Below are 17,512 nucleotides of genomic sequence, written 5' to 3'. Positions count from 1 at the left end.
AAGCCATTTTTTTATAAGGCCTCCCGGTATCCCGGAGCTGTAAAGTATATCAAAATACGGATTGCAGTTACATCTGGAATATTTAGATTTTAATTATAATATCTGAAGGGAAGGCTTAATAATGTTCAGAGAAAGAATTACAATGATCTCGGAAATTTTCCGCGCATCCTCGCAGGTGGTCTATAAGGCGGTCGACGGCGCCACAAAGGAAGAACTTACATGGAAACCCGCTCCTGAATCGCGCCCTATTGCCGAAATTGCAGCCCACATCATCAGGGTCGATCTTCACTTCCTTAAAAAAATGGGATATGTGCCGGCTTTCGAAGCCCCTAAAACAGGTGATGAGCATGCGCTGAAATCGGCAGTAAAAAAAACTGAAGAGTATGTCCTGGAAATACTTAACGGACTTAGCGAGGATTCAGAACTGATGAAACCGAGGCCTTCGGAAATCGCTCCGGAGCACGAGAGCCTGGACCATATACTGCCGCACCTCAGCCAGCATCACCTTTATCACCTTGCGCAGATAATTTATCTCAGGCGGGCTTTAGACAGGAAGTGGAAGTCTCCGGTTGAGGACTGGGAAAAAACCACTTACATCATAGGCAGCTATCTCCATCCCAAGACAACCGCGGCATTAAGGGATGTCCCCTGAAATTAAGAATCCCGGAGGGGTGGCTTGCCTGCAGCCAATTCATTCCCCCGGGATTCCATTAATAAAGCCGCTCTGATTTTATTGGGCTTTCTGAGTCCTTAAGTTTATCCCAAAAGTCTTCTCCGGCTCCTTATTCATCTGAAACTCAAGACTTCCGCCCTGTAAGAGATCATTATGACTGATCTCAAAACTGTGGTACGGCTTTCCGTTAAGCTTTACCGACTTCACGTAAACATTCTCGCCGGAAAGGTTATCAGCCTTTATAACAAATTCATTTCCTTTTGCCGTTTTAATCTTTACCTCCTTTAACGCCGGCGAACCCAGCACATACATTCCGCTTGCAGGGTTTACAGCATACAGGCCAAGCGCGCTCATAACATACCAGGCCGACATCTGCCCGCAGTCCTCGTTGCCGCAAAGCCCGTCGGGCTTGTCAGTATAGAAAAGCCTCATTATCTCCTTTACCCTTTCCTGCGTCTTCCACGGGTATCCCGCATAACTGTAAAGATAGACTGTGTGATGCCCCGGTTCATTGCCGTGCGCGTACTGCCCTATGGTTCCCGATACGTCCATTGGAGTTCCCTCGCTCCTGCCTGTAATTGTAAAGAGAGAATCCAGTTTTTTTACAAAAGCCTCTTTTCCCCCCATAAGACTGATCAGCCCCTGAACATCCTGCGGCACAAACCACGTGTACTGCCATGAGTTGCCTTCTGTAAAATCGTTTCCGTAAGAGGCGTTAAGGGGACTGAAGTCCTTTCGCCACGTTCCGTCCGAGTTGCGCCCGCGCATAAAACCCGCAGACCTGTCAAAAACATTCCTGTAGTTTTCTGAACGCTTGAGGAATGTATTGTACTCATCTTCCAGCCCCATCTCCTTTGCCGCACGCGCAATGCACCAGTCGTCAAAGGCATACTCGAGCGTTTTGGATGCCGACTGCTCCCAGTGGTCTGCCGGCACGTAACCCAGTTTCATGTACTCTTCAAGGCCTTCATATATTCGGCACGTGGCGCTCATCTTCATCGCCTCAAAAGCCAGTCTGGCGTCGTAGCCCCTTATACCTTTAACGTATGCTTCAGAAATAACAGAAGCCGAATGATAGCCTATCATTGCCCAGGTCTCTATATTTGCCAGGGGCCATATGGGAAGTATCTTAAATGTATTCTCTTCATAGTCAGCCAGTAAAGAGTTTACAAAATCATTCACCCTTTCAGGCACCAGTATCGTATAAAGCGGATGAGCCGCGCGGAAAGTGTCCCACAAGGAAAAAGTGGAATACTTCGAAAACCCCTTGGCCTTGTGTATCAGCCCGTCATATCCCCGGTAGCTCCCGCTAATATCCATGCAGAGGCCTGGAGTTAAGAAACTGTGATAAAGAGCCGTATAGAAAATAGTTTTATCCTTTTCCGAAGCATCAACGGACACTTTCGAAAGCTCCTTATTCCACGCTTCTTTTGCGTCACTCCTCACCTTTTCAAAATCCCATCCCGGAATCTCTTTATCCAGATTGTTAAGAGCTTCCTCGGTCGAGACATACGAGATCCCGGCTTTTATATAAACCGCCTCATCCTTCCCGGTCTTAAAATTCACAAAAGCCAGAAGGCTGTCTGAGGATTCTTCGGGCCAGTTCTCTACGATCTCTCCTCTTATCTTAAGCCCGTATGAATCAAAAGGCTTTGAAAACCTCGCGGCAAAATAGATAAACCTGTTCTTTGCCATTCCCATTACCTGGTGATAGCCCGTAATGAGGTCATTTGATTTTATTGACACCGTGGACATGACAACCTTCTGGTTGTAAACCGTATGCCTGAGGTCAATTATAAAATGCGCGCTGTCCGTCTGAGGGAAAGTATACTTATGAATTCCCGCACGGAGTGTTGTGGTTAATTCAGCCTTAACTTTGGGATCATCAAGGAATACAGAATAGTAGCCGGGGCTTGCAGTTTCATTTTCATGTGAGAATCCGGATCTGTAGCCCGTTTGGGGCTTATCCTTATCCCCGGGCTCCGTCTTAAGCGTTCCCACAACCGGCATAATAAGAAAGTCGCCCATATCACCTACTCCGGTCCCTGAAAGGTGCGTATGGCTGAAGCCCATTATGCTCTTATCCTGATAGTTATAGCCCGAGCACCAGTCCCACCCCTCTGTACCCGTGTCGGGACCCAGCTGCACCATTGAAAACGGAAGCGACGCGGCGGGAAAAGTGTGCCCGTGTGCTGCAGTACCAATAAAAGGATTAACGTACTTTGTAAAATCCTCTTTTTGCTGCGCATACGTAAGAGAGGCCATAATAACCCCCAAAGTAACAAGAAAAAGTTTTTTCATGACGGACCTGGTAATTTATATGTGTTCCGGAGTTTCCTCGTTTATTTCAGAAGATGAAATATACCTGACTTTGGGCGGCGGATACTTAACGCCGTTTAAGATTGCGCTGGCGACCTTTTCAGCCGGATTCGGCCTGTATTTGCCGGGCATAAGAAAAGTAAAGCTTTTTGCAATTTCCTCACCCAGCCTGAATTCCTTGCGCCTGCCAAGCAGAAGTGAGGGCCTCAGTATTGTAAGCTGCTTATAGCCAAGCGCCTTAAGTGCGTCCTCAAGCTCCCCTTTTGTCCTGTAATAAAACGTGTGCGAGCGGGCGTCAGCCCCAAGTGAAGAGACGAGGACAAAATGCGAAGCTCCCTCCTGAAGCCCCATTTTTGCAATCCGGAGGGGATAATGATAATCCACCTTCCTGAAATTTTCCTTGGATCCAGCCTTTTTAATTGTTGTACCTAAAGCGCAGATGATGGCTCTTACCTTAAAGATATCAGGGTAGTTTTCCATTTCATCGAAGTTAATTACAAATTCATTCAGCTTTGGGCTGCTTGCCCCGGTCGGGTTTCGCACCATAGCATTTACCTGAGTGATAAAAGGGTCGTGCAAAAGCATTCTCAGGCATTCGGATCCTACCAGTCCGGTAGCTCCGCAGAGAAGAACCTTGATATTAGTTTCCATTGCGGCATCTTCATATTGTTTCAAAATCTGTATTAATCTTACATCATCGTGCTTCTAAACTTTACTACTAAACTTTAAAGGTAAGTTTATAAAATTGCCGCCCATTGTCAAGCCTGACCGCCTCCGGCGGTATCCAAAATCCGATGTCCAAGGTCCCAGGTCAAAGCAGGAAACGTTGGACCTGTCCCGTCGGACGTCGGACCTGCCTTCCCGTCGGACGTTGGACGTTGGACCTAAAAACCACATAATCATGCCATCCCCCGATAAATATTTACTTAAAAAACCGCATACACATGCCGTTGCCCGGGGCATAATATATTGGTATTAATGTATTGAGAATTTGATCTTCCTATATAAAAAATACAAGGTTCTTTAGAATAGATTTTATCCGGCATTGACGGAATAATTAAATCAGCATTCTGATTCACCAAACCCAGGCGGAGGAAGGCCATGACAGCAGTACTCAAAAACCGCTTTAATAATATTCCAGGTATGGAAGAACTTGTATTTGCCAACCGTAACAAGGCATACGGCGCCTATGTATTAAGGAAAGCTTATCCCCGGAACCTCATGATCGCCTTCTGGCTCGCGGTAACGCTTTTTGCCGGCGGCGTAACCACCCCGCTTTTATTAAGAAGCCATTCGGGAGAAAGCGGCCTCTCGGCAATAACAAAAAGGAGCGTTGTACTGGATGCCATAACACTTACATCGGTAACCAAACAGCTGAACCTCGATGAAATTGCAAAGCTGATCCCTAAGGTAAGCACATTCAAATACATGGTTCCTCTTGTAAAACCTGATGCCGAGGTCATAGAGAATTATTCACCGGACGTAAGCATGCTTAAGGATGCCATTCCCGGAATGGTTACTAGAAAAGGCAGCGACGCCGGAATTGATGTAACCCTTATAGACGTAAAAGAGCCTGTAAGTACGGATATAGTAAAGGACAACACCACTGAGGAGAATACCGTATTCAGCTGGGCCGAGGAGATGCCGCGCTTTAGCGAGGGCGAAGATGCGCTTCTTTCCTTCCTTATGGCAAACATCCGTTACCCTGAACTTGCCCGCAGGGTCGGTGTTGAAGGCAAGGTGATGGTCAGCTTCACAGTTGAAAAAAGCGGATCCATAAGCAATATGAGAGTCTTAAAGAGCATCGGCGGCGGATGCGACGAAGAGGCCATGAGGGTAGTTGCCCTTACAGCCGGCAAATGGATTGCAGGTAAGCAAAACGGCAAGGCCGTAAAAGTAAATATGAGCATCCCGATAGTATTTAGACTTCATTAAAAATAGATTTTCGTTCGTTCCTCTGTTCTCATTAGACACCTCCCGGGGAAGCCCCAGCCAAAGCTGGGGCTTTTCTTTTTATCTATACCGGTAATCCCATCCAAATAGACTTTATAAAAACCCCCGTTTTGCTTATCTCTTTATAAATACACTATTGAGAGGTGAAACCATGAAAATTGGAATCGCGGCCGACCACGGCGGCTTCGAAATGAAAGAAAAAATTGCCGCCTTCCTCCGCACGGAAGGCCACAGCGTAACCGACTTCGGCGCGTACAGGCTTTCAGTCGATGACGACTACCCCGACTTCGTCCTCCCCCTTGCACGCGCTGTTGCATCCCGTGAGGTCGAACGCGGCATTGCAGTCTGCGGAAGCGGCGTCGGCGCCTCCGTGGCCGCAAATAAAATCCCCGGCGTCAGGGCAGCCTTAATTAACGACTGCTTCTCGGCCCACCAGGGAGTTGAGGACGATAATATTAACGTAATCTGCTTCGGCGGCAGAGTAACCGGCTACTCGCTTATTAAGGAACTTACTGGCATATTCCTTAAATCTGAATTCTCAGGCGCCGAACGCCATAAAAGACGGCTTGAAAAAATTACACGCCTCGAAATGAAAGGAGAAGAGAAAATGACTTCAGGAGGAATAAACCCCCTGCTTAAAGTAGGAGAATATCTCCAGAGCATCTGGCTAGATAACTTGAACAGACAAATGATTAAAAACGGAAAACTGAAAAAATTTATTGAGGAGGACGGCTTAAGCGGCATTACTTCCAACCCCGCTATATTCGAAAAGGCAATAGCGGAAGGCGAAGAATACTTAAGCGATATACGCTCGCTCGCAATGCAGGGCAGACCCAAAGAAAAAATCTACGAGGAGCTGACAATACGCGACATTCAGGACGCAGCCGACCTCCTCAGACCCGTATTCGACAGGGCACAGGGACAGGATGGCTTCGTAAGCCTTGAGGTATCACCCTACCTCGCGCACAAAACCGAAGACACCATTAAAGAGGCCCACCACCTCTGGGAAATGGTGAACCGCCCTAACGTAATGATTAAAGTCCCCGCCATTACTGAAAGCATACCCGCTATTAGACAGCTTATCAGCGACGGCATTAATATTAATATCACTCTCTTATTCGGACTCGACCGCTACCGCGAAATTATTGAGGCTTACCTCTCAGCCCTCGAGGAAAGAGTTGAGGCGGGAAGGCCAATTAATAACATTGCCTCGGTTGCAAGCTTCTTCTTAAGCCGCATCGACGTTATGATTGACCCGATGCTCGAGAAAGTTGCAAACGAAGGAGGTAAAAAAGGGGATCTCGCAAAATCCTTAATCGGACAGATTGCTATCTCATGCGCCAAGGTGGCTTACAGAATTTTCCAGGAACAGTTTGAAAGCGACCGCTACAGGGACCTCTTAAACCACGGCGCACACGTCCAGCGCCTGCTCTGGGCCAGCACGGGGACTAAAAACCCGTCATATAGCGACATAAAATACGTCGAGCCTTTAATTGGACCCGAAACCATTAACACCATGCCCGAGAAAACTCTCGATGCTTACCGCGACCACGGTAACCCGGAGCCGCGCCTCGATAAAGGCGTCGACCAGGCCTTCAGGGCCCTGCACCAGCTGAAAGACCTTGGAATTGATATAGACCAGGTTACCCGGAAGCTTGAAGTTGAAGCGGTGGATAAGTTTATTCAGCCATACGACAAGCTTATGAAAACTCTGGAAAGCAAGATCAAGGACATGAAGGAAAAGAACCTGGCCAGGTAAATTGCAAACAGGTAAATTGCAAAGCTGCCGGTTTCTCTTTTGAATTACCGGAAAAGAAAGGGAGTAAAATGGAATCAGCCAGACAGCCCGATCCGTGCGTACTTGTTGTCTTTGGAGCCGGAGGCGACCTTACATGGCGCAAGATCGTGCCGGCACTCTATAACCTCTATACCGGAGGATGGCTTCCGGAAAAATTCCAGATGATCGGGCTTGATATTAAGGAGATGAGCGACGAAGAATACCGCAATCACCTTAAAGAAGGAGTAGCGGACTTCTCCCCCAAGGGAAAGGCCGACCAGTGGAAGGAATTTTCTTCCATGATATCCTACCTCAAGGCCGATTTTACTAACCTGCAGGTCTTTAACAAGATCCGCCGGCAGCTGGATTCTATAAACCGCGAGTGGAAAGTTAAAGCTAATCAGGTTTTTTACCTTGCCGTGCCTCCGCGCTTTATTGAACCTATTGCTGAGGAGATCGGAGAGTCGGGCCTGGCAAAGGACGAAAAACACTGCCGCATCGTTGCAGAAAAACCTTTCGGACGCGACCTTGAAAGCGCACGCGAACTGAACCGTATACTCCGCAAAATTTTCAATGAGTCGCAGATCTACCGCATCGACCACTTCCTGGGAAAAGAAACGGTCCAGAATATTCTGGCCTTCCGCTTTGCAAACGCCCTTTTTGAACCTGTGTGGAACCGCAACTATATAGACAACGTGCAGATTACCGTAGCCGAACAATTAGGCGTTGAGCACAGGGGCTCTTATTACGATAACGCGGGGGCTTTCCGCGATATGATACAGAACCACCTTCTTCAGATACTCTGCCTTATTGCAATGGAAGCTCCCGTTTCATTCGGCGCCGATGAACTGCGCAACCGGAAAGTCGACGTGCTGCACTCAATACAGTGCTACCGTGAGTCCGACGTTCATAAGTACGCCGTGCGCGGCCAGTACGCACCGGGCTGGATTGAAGGCCGCTACGTTAAGGGCTACCGCGAGGAGCCGGGCGTAAACCCTAACTCCAATACCGAAACCTTTGCCGCTGTAAAGTTCTTTATTAATAACTGGCGCTGGCACGGCGTGCCTTTCTACCTCCGTACGGGAAAACATATGGCCGAAACAGTCTCTATCGTAACCGTGGAATTTAACCCCGTGCCTTTCGACGCCTTTCCTCCTGAATCAACCATAAACTGGCACCCTAACCGCCTTATACTCGGCATACAGCCCGAGAAAGGAATAAGGCTTAATATTCAGGGAAAACGCCCGGGACTTAAAATGGCCTTTAACCCCGTCGATATGGTCTTTAACTACAGCGACGTTTATACGGAAGAGCCTCCCGAAGCTTACGAGACACTCCTGCTGGATATAATGCTCGGCGATCAGACACTCTTTATGAGGGAGGACCAGGTCGATGCCGCCTGGGGCCTCATTATGCCTATATTAAATGTATGGGGTTCAACGCCGCCTCTGGACTTCCCGAACTACCCTGCCGGCACCTGGGGGCCTGAGGACGCGGAGGCACTTATTGCACGCGACGGCAACCACTGGATGTACCTGCCGATAAAACTGAATGGGAAAAAGAAGAACCACGATAAAAAGAAAGATAAAGATTAACTGCTTCCTTCAGATTGTTCCGGCAGTAGAATCCCTTAACGGTACTTCACATAAACAAACTGGTCTATAATCTCCCCGTTCTTAATCACGCTTTTTTTCTGCCTTACTTCCAGCTCATAGCCTGCTTTTTCCAGCACCCTCATAGAGCCCTTGTTCCATTCAAACACGTCTGCATAAATTCTTTTCAGGTCGAAATTCTTAAATGCGTATTCCGTAACGGCTTTAAGTGCGGCCACGGCAATTCCCTTTCCCCAGTACTCCTCGGCAAGCCAGTACCCAATTTCAGCCTGTATCCTCTGCACGTCCTCCTTGATAATAAATCCTATTGCACCCACGGCATTTTCATCCACCTCAATTGCAAACTGTGTTACCGGCTTTTTATTTACAACCATATTAAGCCACACCTCGGCGTCATCCAAAGTATAAGGATTAGGGAAGGCATCCCTCAGGTTTATCCATATATTCCGGTTATTCGCAAAGCGGGCAAGGGATTCCTTATCCGAAAACTTCCACGGCCTTACTTTGCAAATCCCAAGGTCAATTTCCATTTTTATATCTGATTAATTTCACAATGATTATAGCTTAAATTTAAAATATAACAATATCCGGTGAAACAAAACCGTACTTGAATTATTGAGAGAAAAAAATAAATTAAAAATAAATATACCCTGCCCCAAAGCGGCAAATTAAAACCGGAGCGAAAATGAAAGCCATGGTAATTACGGCCTTCGGAGGCCCTGAAGTCTTTGAGGAAAAAGAACTTCCAAAACCCGAACCGGGAATCGGTGAACTGCTCATTAAAGTGCACGCATCGTCAATCAATCCCGTCGATTATAAAATCAGGATGAACGGATCCTGGGCCGTTACTCCACCCGCAATAATCGGCTACGACGCTTCAGGAGTTGTGGAAAAATGCGGACCGGGCGTTAAGGATTTCAAACCGGGCGACGAGGTGTTCTATACTCCCTTCATTGAACAGGGACACGGCACCTATGCCCAGTATGCGGTTGTACATGAAGATATTGTGGCCTTAAAGCCTAAGAACATGTCATTCCTTGAAGCTGCCGGAATGCCTCTTGCCGGATGCACTGCACTCGATGCAATTGTCAACCTGGCCAAAGTCAAGCCCGGTGAAAACGTTCTCGTTCACGCAGGCGCCGGCGGAGTAGGATCCTTTGCCATACAGCTAGCGAAGATCTCGGGCGCCATTGTTGCCACAACCTGCAGCCCGAAAAACGTGGACCTTGTAAAATCACTCGGCGCCGATATTGCAATTGATTACAGAAAAGAAGATTTTACAAAGGCTTTCTTCAGGGAAACAGGCGGCGAACTGGCAGACGTCGTTTTCGATACAGTGGGCGGCGATACAACCGCAAGAAGTATTGAGATTACAAAAAAATACGGACGGATTGTAAGCATAGTCAATGTATCCGGAAACATAAACGCGGGCCACAGAAAGAATATTACGCTTTATCTTCTCTTTCTTGAAAGAGCCAAACACAAAATTGAAATGATGCGTACACTTTCGGAAGAAGGAAAAATTAAAACCGTTGTCGATTCCGTCTTCCCTTTGAACAAGGTATCAGAAGCGCATCAGAAACTGGAAAATGGAGGAGTAAGAGGAAAGATCATTCTGCAGGTTTCAGCCTGATGAATCTTTCTTTGAAATCCTTAATCATATATTAAGTAAATAAAAGCAAAAGGATAATTATGGCCACGAAAAAAGCTTATGTAAAAGAGATAAAAGGACAGGCAAACGAGCTCACATTCCTGGGTAAAAGCGATTCCAACCACTGGATTACAATGGACGCGCCGGGCGAAGCAGGCGGAAGCCACGCGGGTGTAAGCCCCAAGGAACTGCTTTTAATTGGACTTGCCGGATGCACCGGGAGTGACGTAGTTACAATACTGAGAAAGAAACGCGTACATACAGATGACTTTGAAATGAACATTACAGCCGAAGTCTCCGACGAGCATCCAAAGGTATTTACAAAGCTTAACGTTGAATATGTTTTCTACGGGGAAAATATTCCGCAGAAAGACGTTGAAAGGGCAATTGAGCTTTCACTTACAAAGTACTGCTCGGTAACAAAAATGCTCGAAAAAGCCGTCCCCATCACCCACACCTACAGAATCGAGCAAAGAAAAGAAGCTCCCGCGGAAATATAATTTAATATAATATTAATTGTGGGCGCACCCCCGTGCGCCCCTACCGTTATATTCATTATTTCCCCTGCCTTAACCTCGAACGTCGAACTTTGAACCTCGAACTATTTCATATCCTATGCAGAAAATACTCCTCGGGTATGAGCTTCCGGCCGCTGAAGCCTGCGTCCTTTTCGTGATAATATTTTATCTCTTCTTCATCACTCCGCCAGCACAGCATAACCTCTTTACCGTGGATAATCGATGGGAAATCTACCAGACCTATTGTAAAATTCCAATCCTTGTAATAACAGCCTATCTCCTCAAGTTCAGCCATGTAATCGTTTATTGCCTGGGCAATATTCTGAATCTCCGGATCTTCAATTGCATTACCATGGATTTCCGTGGCACGCTTGCGCATGGTTTCGCCTGAATTAATGATGTCCCTTATTATCCTTCTTACCAGCGGTAATGTCTTCCTTGCTTCTTCCGGCGTAAAATACCTAACTGTTTTCATCTCTTCTCTCATATGTTCATCTTTGCTTTTTCTTTGCCGTCTTTTCTTAACTCTATTCATTAGTATCTTTTTTGGTACCCTCCTAAATTAAATCTATCTATATAAATTTTATATTCAACAAATAATCATCCTCTCTGGCTTCTTATTGACCTCAAGCACACAAATGGGCTCCATTACTTAAATTTTACTTCCACCTTTTCGTTCAGCTCAATTTTAATACCCGGAATTGTCCTTAAGAACTTCTTGGCTTCCGAAAAAGGCTTATCCTTCATTGCCATAAATCGCCTGTAATTCTGAGGGTTTTCAATCAGCTTCCCGAAATCAATTTCAGCCAGCGTAACCCTCTGTCCCTCATGATACTGGGCATTAGTCCCTGTTATTTTTCCCGGCACGTTTACCACAAAAGCCATTTTCATCTGGCTTATCATCTGCTTGATCTTCTGCTCCATCTGAGTATCTATCTGCATCGTATCAACAGCAGACTCAAGCTGCCGCTTCTCGGATTCCTGGAATTCTTCCGAAGGAAGATTTATCGTAAGCGTAGAGGGATCATCCTTATAAAGATCAAAAGAGATGTATTCCTCGCCGTCACTTGCAGTATCTTTTTCCATTTCCTGCATCTCAGGCGGCCTTACTATTTGTGCCGGGTTCTGCCCTATCCTTAATTTGTCGATATCTGTAAAAGAATAAGTGATGACGTAACCCTCCTTATCCCCGGCCGACTGCCTTTTGCCCGACAGATACGTAACGTGGTCACCCATGTCAAGCGCATCCCTGCGGAACTTATTCTCATCAAAAAGATCAAACTTCTTCGTGGTGTCAGGATTCGGGAAAAAGTTTGAGATCATCATAATGGCTTCTTTGCTCATCATAAGATTTTTTTCTACGGTTCCTGTTCCGTCGCGCTTCAGATTGATGGTGGTATAGATTTCAATGCAGCCGGGAAGAGCAATTACTAACGACAGCAGTAAAGCGGAAATTAACAGCCTTTTCATCTTCACCTCGTTTTGACTTATTTTTAGTCCCTTTAGCCTGGAGTGCCGCCTGTCTTAATAATATATTAAATCCCTATGAAATAATTAGGATAAATTTACTTCTCTAAGGCTCTTTGATGCGTAATGCTGGTGTAAGCTTCTGAATGGTGTTTTGTGAGATACAGGAGCCGGCAGCCTCGCCTGAAGGGGAAGGCTGCCGTATCAATCTTGTCTGAGGTTTAATTAACGTTTGCCGTTACCTGACTAAAATTATCTCCTGTTGTGGTGATGATAAAAATTCGCATCCGTTTTCCGTAACCACTACTTCCTCTTCTATTGTGGCTATTCCAAAATCCTTGATCGGAAGACGGGGCTCAATGGTGTAAACTTCTCCCTGCTCAATTTTCTTGAAAGGCAGGTCGCCGTAACGCTCCCACTTCGGAGCCAGAAGCCCGCCGCCGTCGTGAGCCATGCGGCCTATCTGATGCCCAAGTGCATGAGGATATTCTTCGTATCCGTGGTCAACAATATACTTGCGTGCAATGTCGTCAATTTCATAACCCTGGCGCCCGGGCTTCAGGTTATCTGCCGAAAGCTTTATGGAATCCTTGATTACATTAAAGCCCCTCTGCACTTCCTCGGGAGCCTTATCCTCCCCGTCTTTCAGTACATACCAGGTTCTCTGAAGGTCTGAACAGTAACCCTGATATGAAATTCCGAAATCTATATTGATCACGTGACCCGGCTCTACTTTCCTGTCCGTTGGCCCTGCGTGTGCGCCTGCGGTATCTGGACCTGAGAAGACGCTGGGGCAGTATTCTGCCTCCCAGGCCAGGCCGAAGCCTTTTTTCCTGACAATCTCTTTTATATATGCTGCAACTTCTTTTTCGCTTACCCCGGGACGTATGAAGCCTGTAGCCTCATCAAAAATTTTCAGTGTTTCATCTATTGCGTGCTTCATTATCTCAAGCTCGGCATGGGTTTTCCTCCCCCTTAAAGCCGCAATTATATCTTCAGATGAAATCAGCCTGTCCAGATACGGTGTATCCTTCAGGTAGTCAACCAGATTCATGTACATTCCATGCGTAAGACCGTCGGCAAGACTCGAATCCCTCGAGAAATTAATTGCTATCTTGTTCGGATGATACTTGTTTATTGTGGCAACCAGAGTGTCTTTTATGGACTTCAGGTACCCGACAACATTCTTGAATGTCCCCTGCATCCTCATATTTGCAACGTCCAGAGAACCAAGTATGGCTGTCGTATCCCCGTCTTTTGTAATGATATAAGCCGACTCCCATGTACAGCTTGTACCAATAACCATATCCATCGAAGGATCTTTGATATTTGAGCTCTCGCGCACAAAAATCAGCCACATGTCGATATTCTTCTCACGCAGTATTTTAACTGCCTGTTCAATTTTCTCTTTTATCATTTCTTTCGACATATTAACTCCATAAAATTGGGTTATTGGAAAAATCTTTTAACTTCCAGGAGTAATTATTAGAATAATTTATTGACTGGTAATTTTTAGTTATATTAAACTAACTATTTAAGATTTGTAAGGCAAGTAAAGCAGAAGTTTTTTATGCAGCATATCCCAATTATAAAAGTATTAGTAATCATATTTCTGGCTTCGCTGCCTATAATTTTTCTTTTCAGAAAGCTTAACCTGCCAAGCATTGCCGGGTTTCTTGTTGCAGGCATTATTATAGGGCCTTACGGCTTCAGGCTTATTACCGGGGCCGAAGCTATAAGAGTCATGGCTGAGATCGGAATAATACTGCTGCTTTTTACCATTGGACTCGAAGTCTCCGTCGGCAAACTGGTACAGATGAAACGCTTTCTTATCCTTGCCGGCGGCTCTCAGGTCCTTGGCACCATTGCGCTTTCAGCCCTTATTTCAGGCCTCATGGGTATACCGGTTAACCAGAGCATCTTCTTCGGAATGCTTATCAGCATGTCCAGTACGGCAATTGTCCTTAAACTGCTCTCCGACAGAAATGAACTCGATACCCCGCAGGGGAAAATTTCACTTGGAGTGCTCATTTTCCAGGACCTTGCCGTAGTGCCTATGATAATCCTCCTTCCTTTACTTGGAAACCAGACGGGACTTTCATTGGCAGATATTTCGGTAAAACTTCTTATTGCCTTCGGGATACTTGGCGCAGTCATCTTTGTAGCCCGTTATGTAATGCCTGAACTCCTTTTCCAGGTGGCAAAGCTGAGGATGAGGGAGGCTTTTACAATCGGCGTTATGCTGCTGATACTGGGGGCCGCGTACCTGACCGAATCCCTCGGGCTTTCACTTGCTCTCGGTGCCTTTATTGCGGGCGTTATACTCTCAGATACCGAGTTCAGCCACCAGGTGGCAGCCGATATCGTTCCCCTTAAGGACGCATTTAACAGCCTGTTCTTTGTCTCTATAGGGCTCCTTCTTGACTACGGCCTTATTGCAATGTACCCCCTTGAGATGCTTGGGCTTACTCTGGGCATAATAATTATTAAATTTGCGGTGGTTTTTCTTATAACCCGCTTTCTTAAGTACCCATCAAGAGTTGCATTCCTGACCGCCTTAAGCCTGGCCCAGATAGGTGAATTCTCTTTCGTACTCCTGCAGTCGGGACTCCAGATGAGACTGATAAATGCGGAGTTCTATAACGCTTTTTTAAGCGCATCTATTTTTACGATGCTCATAACCCCGCTTCTTCTGCAGGCTGCGCCTAAGCTTGCACTTGGACTTAAGGATCAGAGCTTCAAAAAGAATCTGCCTGATGAATCTGCCCCCCGCATGAAAGGACACGTAATAATTGCGGGCTTCGGCCTTAACGGGCGCAATATTGCACGCGTGCTTAAGGAGACCGGTATAGGCTACATTGTAATGGAACTGAACCCCGTTACCGTAAAGGAGTCCAAGAAACAGGGGGAAAGGATAATCTACGGCGACGTAACGCGCAGGGAAGTCCTTGAATACGCCAACTGCAAAGAGGCAAGCGTGCTGGTCTTTGCAATCTCCGACCTTATTTCCACGCGCGCGGGCATCAAACTTGCCAAAGAGATGAACCCTTCAATTTACTGCATCGTAAGAACCCGCTTTATAAGCGAAGTGGATAACCTCATTAAGCTTGGAGCCGATGAGGTCATCCCCGAGGAATTTGAAACCTCGCTTCAGATATTCAGCAAGGTGCTGGAAAAGTACCACATCCCCATTAACGTAGTTATGAAGCAGGCAAACATTATAAGAAGCGAATCCTACGGCTTTTTCAGGAAAGAAGTTACCCCCGAAAGCATGCTCTCCCATATCGATAAGATACTGGCCGAGGGCGTTACGGAAATTTACTTTGTTGAGGAATCAAACCCGAACACTAATAAGAAACTAAGCGAACTGAACCTGCGAGCCAGAACAGGCGCAACCGTAATAGCATTCCAGAGGGAGGATAGGACTATCGCCAACCCTTCGGGCGATGAGGTGATACTGGCCGGCGATTCACTCATCCTATATGGAACACATATGTCTGTGGATAAGGCAATCAGCCTCCTTAATTCTTAAAAAAAGCGCCTGAAGTTTAACTATTTTTGGAAACAGCAATTACTATTTTTAAGAAAAAAACCGCACTAAAACCCCACTTCTGCTGAGCTCTAAAGCTTCAGGCCATGGCACAGACTCTCATTTTTATCTCTCCCTGAAAAACTTTCCCTTAAGGTCTTTTTTATAAAAATTTTTCTTTTCGCAAATTCTTTGTTTATAAGCATTAGGAGGCATATCAGAACATAAAAGGTTGATTTTCGGCGAATAATGTTGCATTTTTAGTCATGCTGATTCAGTTTTCTTTTTACAGCTCACTTTTGAAATTCTATACTTCCCCGCTGCCCGGAACTTGGGCACAGAAGTTGTGTGTAAGAAGATAACTGTGATATTTTAGCAGAAAACAGTGAAAAAACTGCAGTTTTAATTGCTGGAGTTTTCATTACAACATCTTTTAATTATCATCTTAGGGGTTTTTATGTCCGAGTATGTTAGCAAACTTATGGCTGAAGTAAAAGCCAAGAATCCGGCTGAACCTGAATTTCATCAGGCAGTGCTGGAAGTAGCAGAATCTCTGGAAGTAGTTATGGACAGGCATCCTGAATATCGTTCAGCCAAAATTCTGGAAAGAATGATTGAGCCGGAACGCGCCATCACATTCCGTGTACCATGGATGGACGACCAGGGCGAAATTCACGTAAACCGCGGATACCGCATTGAGTTCAACAGCGCAATCGGCCCTTACAAAGGCGGTTTAAGATTCCACCCTTCAGTAAACATGGGTATACTGAAATTCTTAGGTTTCGAACAGGTGTTCAAAAACAGCTTAACTACTCTGCCTATGGGCGGCGGTAAGGGCGGCAGCGACTTCGATCCTAAAGGAAAGAGCGACAATGAAGTTATGCGCTTCTGCCAGAGCTTTATGACAGAACTTTTCCGCCATATCGGCCCGGATACAGACGTACCGGCCGGCGACATCGGCGTTGGCGGCAGGGAAATCGGTTTCTTATTCGGCCAGTACAAAAGATTAAAAAATGAATTCTCAGGCGTTCTTACAGGTAAAGGCATCAACTGGGGCGGCTCACTGGTTCGTCCTGAAGCTACAGGCTTCGGCGCTACCTACTTCGCTCAGGAAATGCTGAAAACCAGATGCCACGAAGTTGAAGGTCTTACTTTTGCAGTCTCCGGCTTCGGTAACGTTGCATGGGGCGCTGTTACAAAGATCAACCAGTTAGGCGGCAAGGTTGTTACTATCTCAGGTCCTGACGGATTTGTTTACGACAAGGACGGCATCTCAGGCGAAAAGATCGACTATATGCTGAAACTGAGGGCCAGCAACAGGGATGCAGTTGAAGATTACGCAAAAGAATTCAAGGTTCCTTTCTACGCTGGAAAGAAACCATGGAGCGTAAAGGTCGACGTTGCTATGCCATGCGCCACACAGAACGAACTTAACGAAAACGACGCAAAAGAACTCGTTAAAAACGGCGTTCTCTGCGTTACTGAAGGCGCTAACATGCCTACCACTATTGAAGGCTTCAAGGTCTTCAGAGACAACAACATACTCTTCTCACCGGGCAAGGCTTCCAATGCAGGCGGCGTTGCTACATCAGGACTCGAAATGTCACAGAACAGCATGAGACTCCCATGGTCAAGAGAAGAAGTTGACAGCCGTCTCCATGAGATCATGAAGAGAATCCACCAGACCTGCCTCGAAACAGCAGAAAGATTCGGCACACCGGGTAACTACGTTAACGGTGCCAACATTGCCGGCTTCCTTAAGGTTGCCGATGCCATGATGGATCAGGGCCTGGTTTAATTCCTATCAGGGAATTTATACAAGAGGAGAGGCGGATTATCCGTCTCTCCTTTTTTTATTTTAAAGCATAGAGATGGTTTGATTTCTTTTCCATTGAATAACCCCAATGAAATGAAAGCAAATAGCGGTTGGTGCACATAGAATCCCGGTGAGATGACTTGTCCGTAGGAAAAACGAAGATTCCCAAAACATCAAAAGAGTTCCGGAGGAACGA

The 17,512-nt window shown here is 46.2% G+C and carries 14 protein-coding genes and 1 pseudogene; 9 read left to right on the top strand and 6 right to left on the bottom strand.

The window, feature by feature from the left end:
- Nucleotides 1–121 precede the first annotated feature (121 nt).
- Nucleotides 122–652 carry a DinB family protein gene (locus tag HF312_17375; GenBank protein MCU7521989.1) on the top strand — a complete coding sequence of 177 codons (531 nt, stop codon included), beginning with the start codon at nt 122–124 and terminating at the stop codon, nt 650–652.
- A 78-nt stretch (nt 653–730) separates the two neighbouring features.
- On the opposite strand, the gene HF312_17370 is transcribed toward HF312_17375, so the two are convergent.
- Nucleotides 731–2,974, bottom strand: coding sequence for a glycoside hydrolase family 92 protein (locus HF312_17370; GenBank protein ID MCU7521988.1), 2,244 nt, complete (start codon nt 2,972–2,974; stop codon nt 731–733).
- Nucleotides 2,975–2,989: 15 nt separating this feature from the next.
- The gene (locus tag HF312_17365; GenBank protein MCU7521987.1) at nt 2,990–3,643 is read right to left on the bottom strand and encodes an NAD(P)H-binding protein; all 654 of its coding nucleotides are present in this window, start codon (nt 3,641–3,643) and stop codon (nt 2,990–2,992) included.
- A 450-nt stretch (nt 3,644–4,093) separates the two neighbouring features.
- Here HF312_17365 and HF312_17360 point away from each other — a divergent pair, with 450 nt between their 5' ends.
- The 4 genes and pseudogenes from HF312_17360 (at nt 4,094) to zwf (ending at nt 8,317) form a co-directional block, all read left to right on the top strand.
- Complete coding sequence (locus tag HF312_17360) at nt 4,094–4,927, top strand: energy transducer TonB (protein ID MCU7521986.1); 834 nt, start codon at nt 4,094–4,096, stop codon at nt 4,925–4,927.
- Between the two features lie 169 nt (nt 4,928–5,096).
- Nucleotides 5,097–5,534, top strand: a pseudogene (locus HF312_17355) (RpiB/LacA/LacB family sugar-phosphate isomerase).
- Nucleotides 5,535–5,552: 18 nt separating this feature from the next.
- On the top strand, nt 5,553–6,704 hold the full coding sequence (gene tal, locus HF312_17350; protein MCU7521985.1) for a transaldolase: 1,152 nt from the start codon (nt 5,553–5,555) through the stop codon (nt 6,702–6,704).
- A 68-nt stretch (nt 6,705–6,772) separates the two neighbouring features.
- Nucleotides 6,773–8,317: a glucose-6-phosphate dehydrogenase gene (gene zwf, locus HF312_17345; GenBank protein ID MCU7521984.1), complete on the top strand. Its 1,545-nt coding sequence runs from the start codon at nt 6,773–6,775 to the stop codon at nt 8,315–8,317.
- A gap of 35 nt (nt 8,318–8,352) precedes the next feature.
- Here zwf and HF312_17340 read toward each other — a convergent pair whose 3' ends face one another.
- Nucleotides 8,353–8,865, bottom strand: coding sequence for a GNAT family N-acetyltransferase (locus tag HF312_17340; GenBank protein ID MCU7521983.1), 513 nt, complete (start codon nt 8,863–8,865; stop codon nt 8,353–8,355).
- Nucleotides 8,866–9,020: 155 nt separating this feature from the next.
- Here HF312_17340 and HF312_17335 point away from each other — a divergent pair, with 155 nt between their 5' ends.
- Complete coding sequence (locus tag HF312_17335) at nt 9,021–9,968, top strand: zinc-binding dehydrogenase (protein MCU7521982.1); 948 nt, start codon at nt 9,021–9,023, stop codon at nt 9,966–9,968.
- 59 nt (nt 9,969–10,027) lie between these two features.
- Nucleotides 10,028–10,486 (top strand): OsmC family protein, encoded by a 459-nt coding sequence (locus HF312_17330; protein MCU7521981.1) that lies wholly within the window; start codon nt 10,028–10,030, stop codon nt 10,484–10,486.
- Nucleotides 10,487–10,592: 106 nt separating this feature from the next.
- Here HF312_17330 and HF312_17325 read toward each other — a convergent pair whose 3' ends face one another.
- From HF312_17325 to HF312_17315, 3 genes are all read right to left on the bottom strand, one after another.
- The gene (locus tag HF312_17325; protein ID MCU7521980.1) at nt 10,593–10,979 is read right to left on the bottom strand and encodes a DUF2203 domain-containing protein; all 387 of its coding nucleotides are present in this window, start codon (nt 10,977–10,979) and stop codon (nt 10,593–10,595) included.
- Between the two features lie 173 nt (nt 10,980–11,152).
- Complete coding sequence (locus HF312_17320; protein ID MCU7521979.1) at nt 11,153–11,974, bottom strand: hypothetical protein; 822 nt, start codon at nt 11,972–11,974, stop codon at nt 11,153–11,155.
- Between the two features lie 235 nt (nt 11,975–12,209).
- Nucleotides 12,210–13,400, bottom strand: coding sequence for an aminopeptidase P family protein (locus HF312_17315; protein ID MCU7521978.1), 1,191 nt, complete (start codon nt 13,398–13,400; stop codon nt 12,210–12,212).
- 141 nt (nt 13,401–13,541) lie between these two features.
- On the opposite strand from HF312_17315, the gene HF312_17310 reads away from it, so the two are divergent.
- Complete coding sequence (locus HF312_17310) at nt 13,542–15,503, top strand: sodium:proton exchanger (GenBank protein MCU7521977.1); 1,962 nt, start codon at nt 13,542–13,544, stop codon at nt 15,501–15,503.
- Between the two features lie 454 nt (nt 15,504–15,957).
- On the top strand, nt 15,958–17,298 hold the full coding sequence (gene gdhA, locus HF312_17305; GenBank protein ID MCU7521976.1) for an NADP-specific glutamate dehydrogenase: 1,341 nt from the start codon (nt 15,958–15,960) through the stop codon (nt 17,296–17,298).
- Nucleotides 17,299–17,512 lie beyond the last annotated feature (214 nt).

This window comes from Ignavibacteria bacterium (assembly GCA_025612375.1).
Taxonomy (GTDB): Bacteria; Bacteroidota; Ignavibacteria; order Ignavibacteriales; family SURF-24; genus JAAXKN01.
Note: the sequence above shows the minus strand (reverse complement) of the source record. Positions and strands in the feature narration are given on the sequence as shown.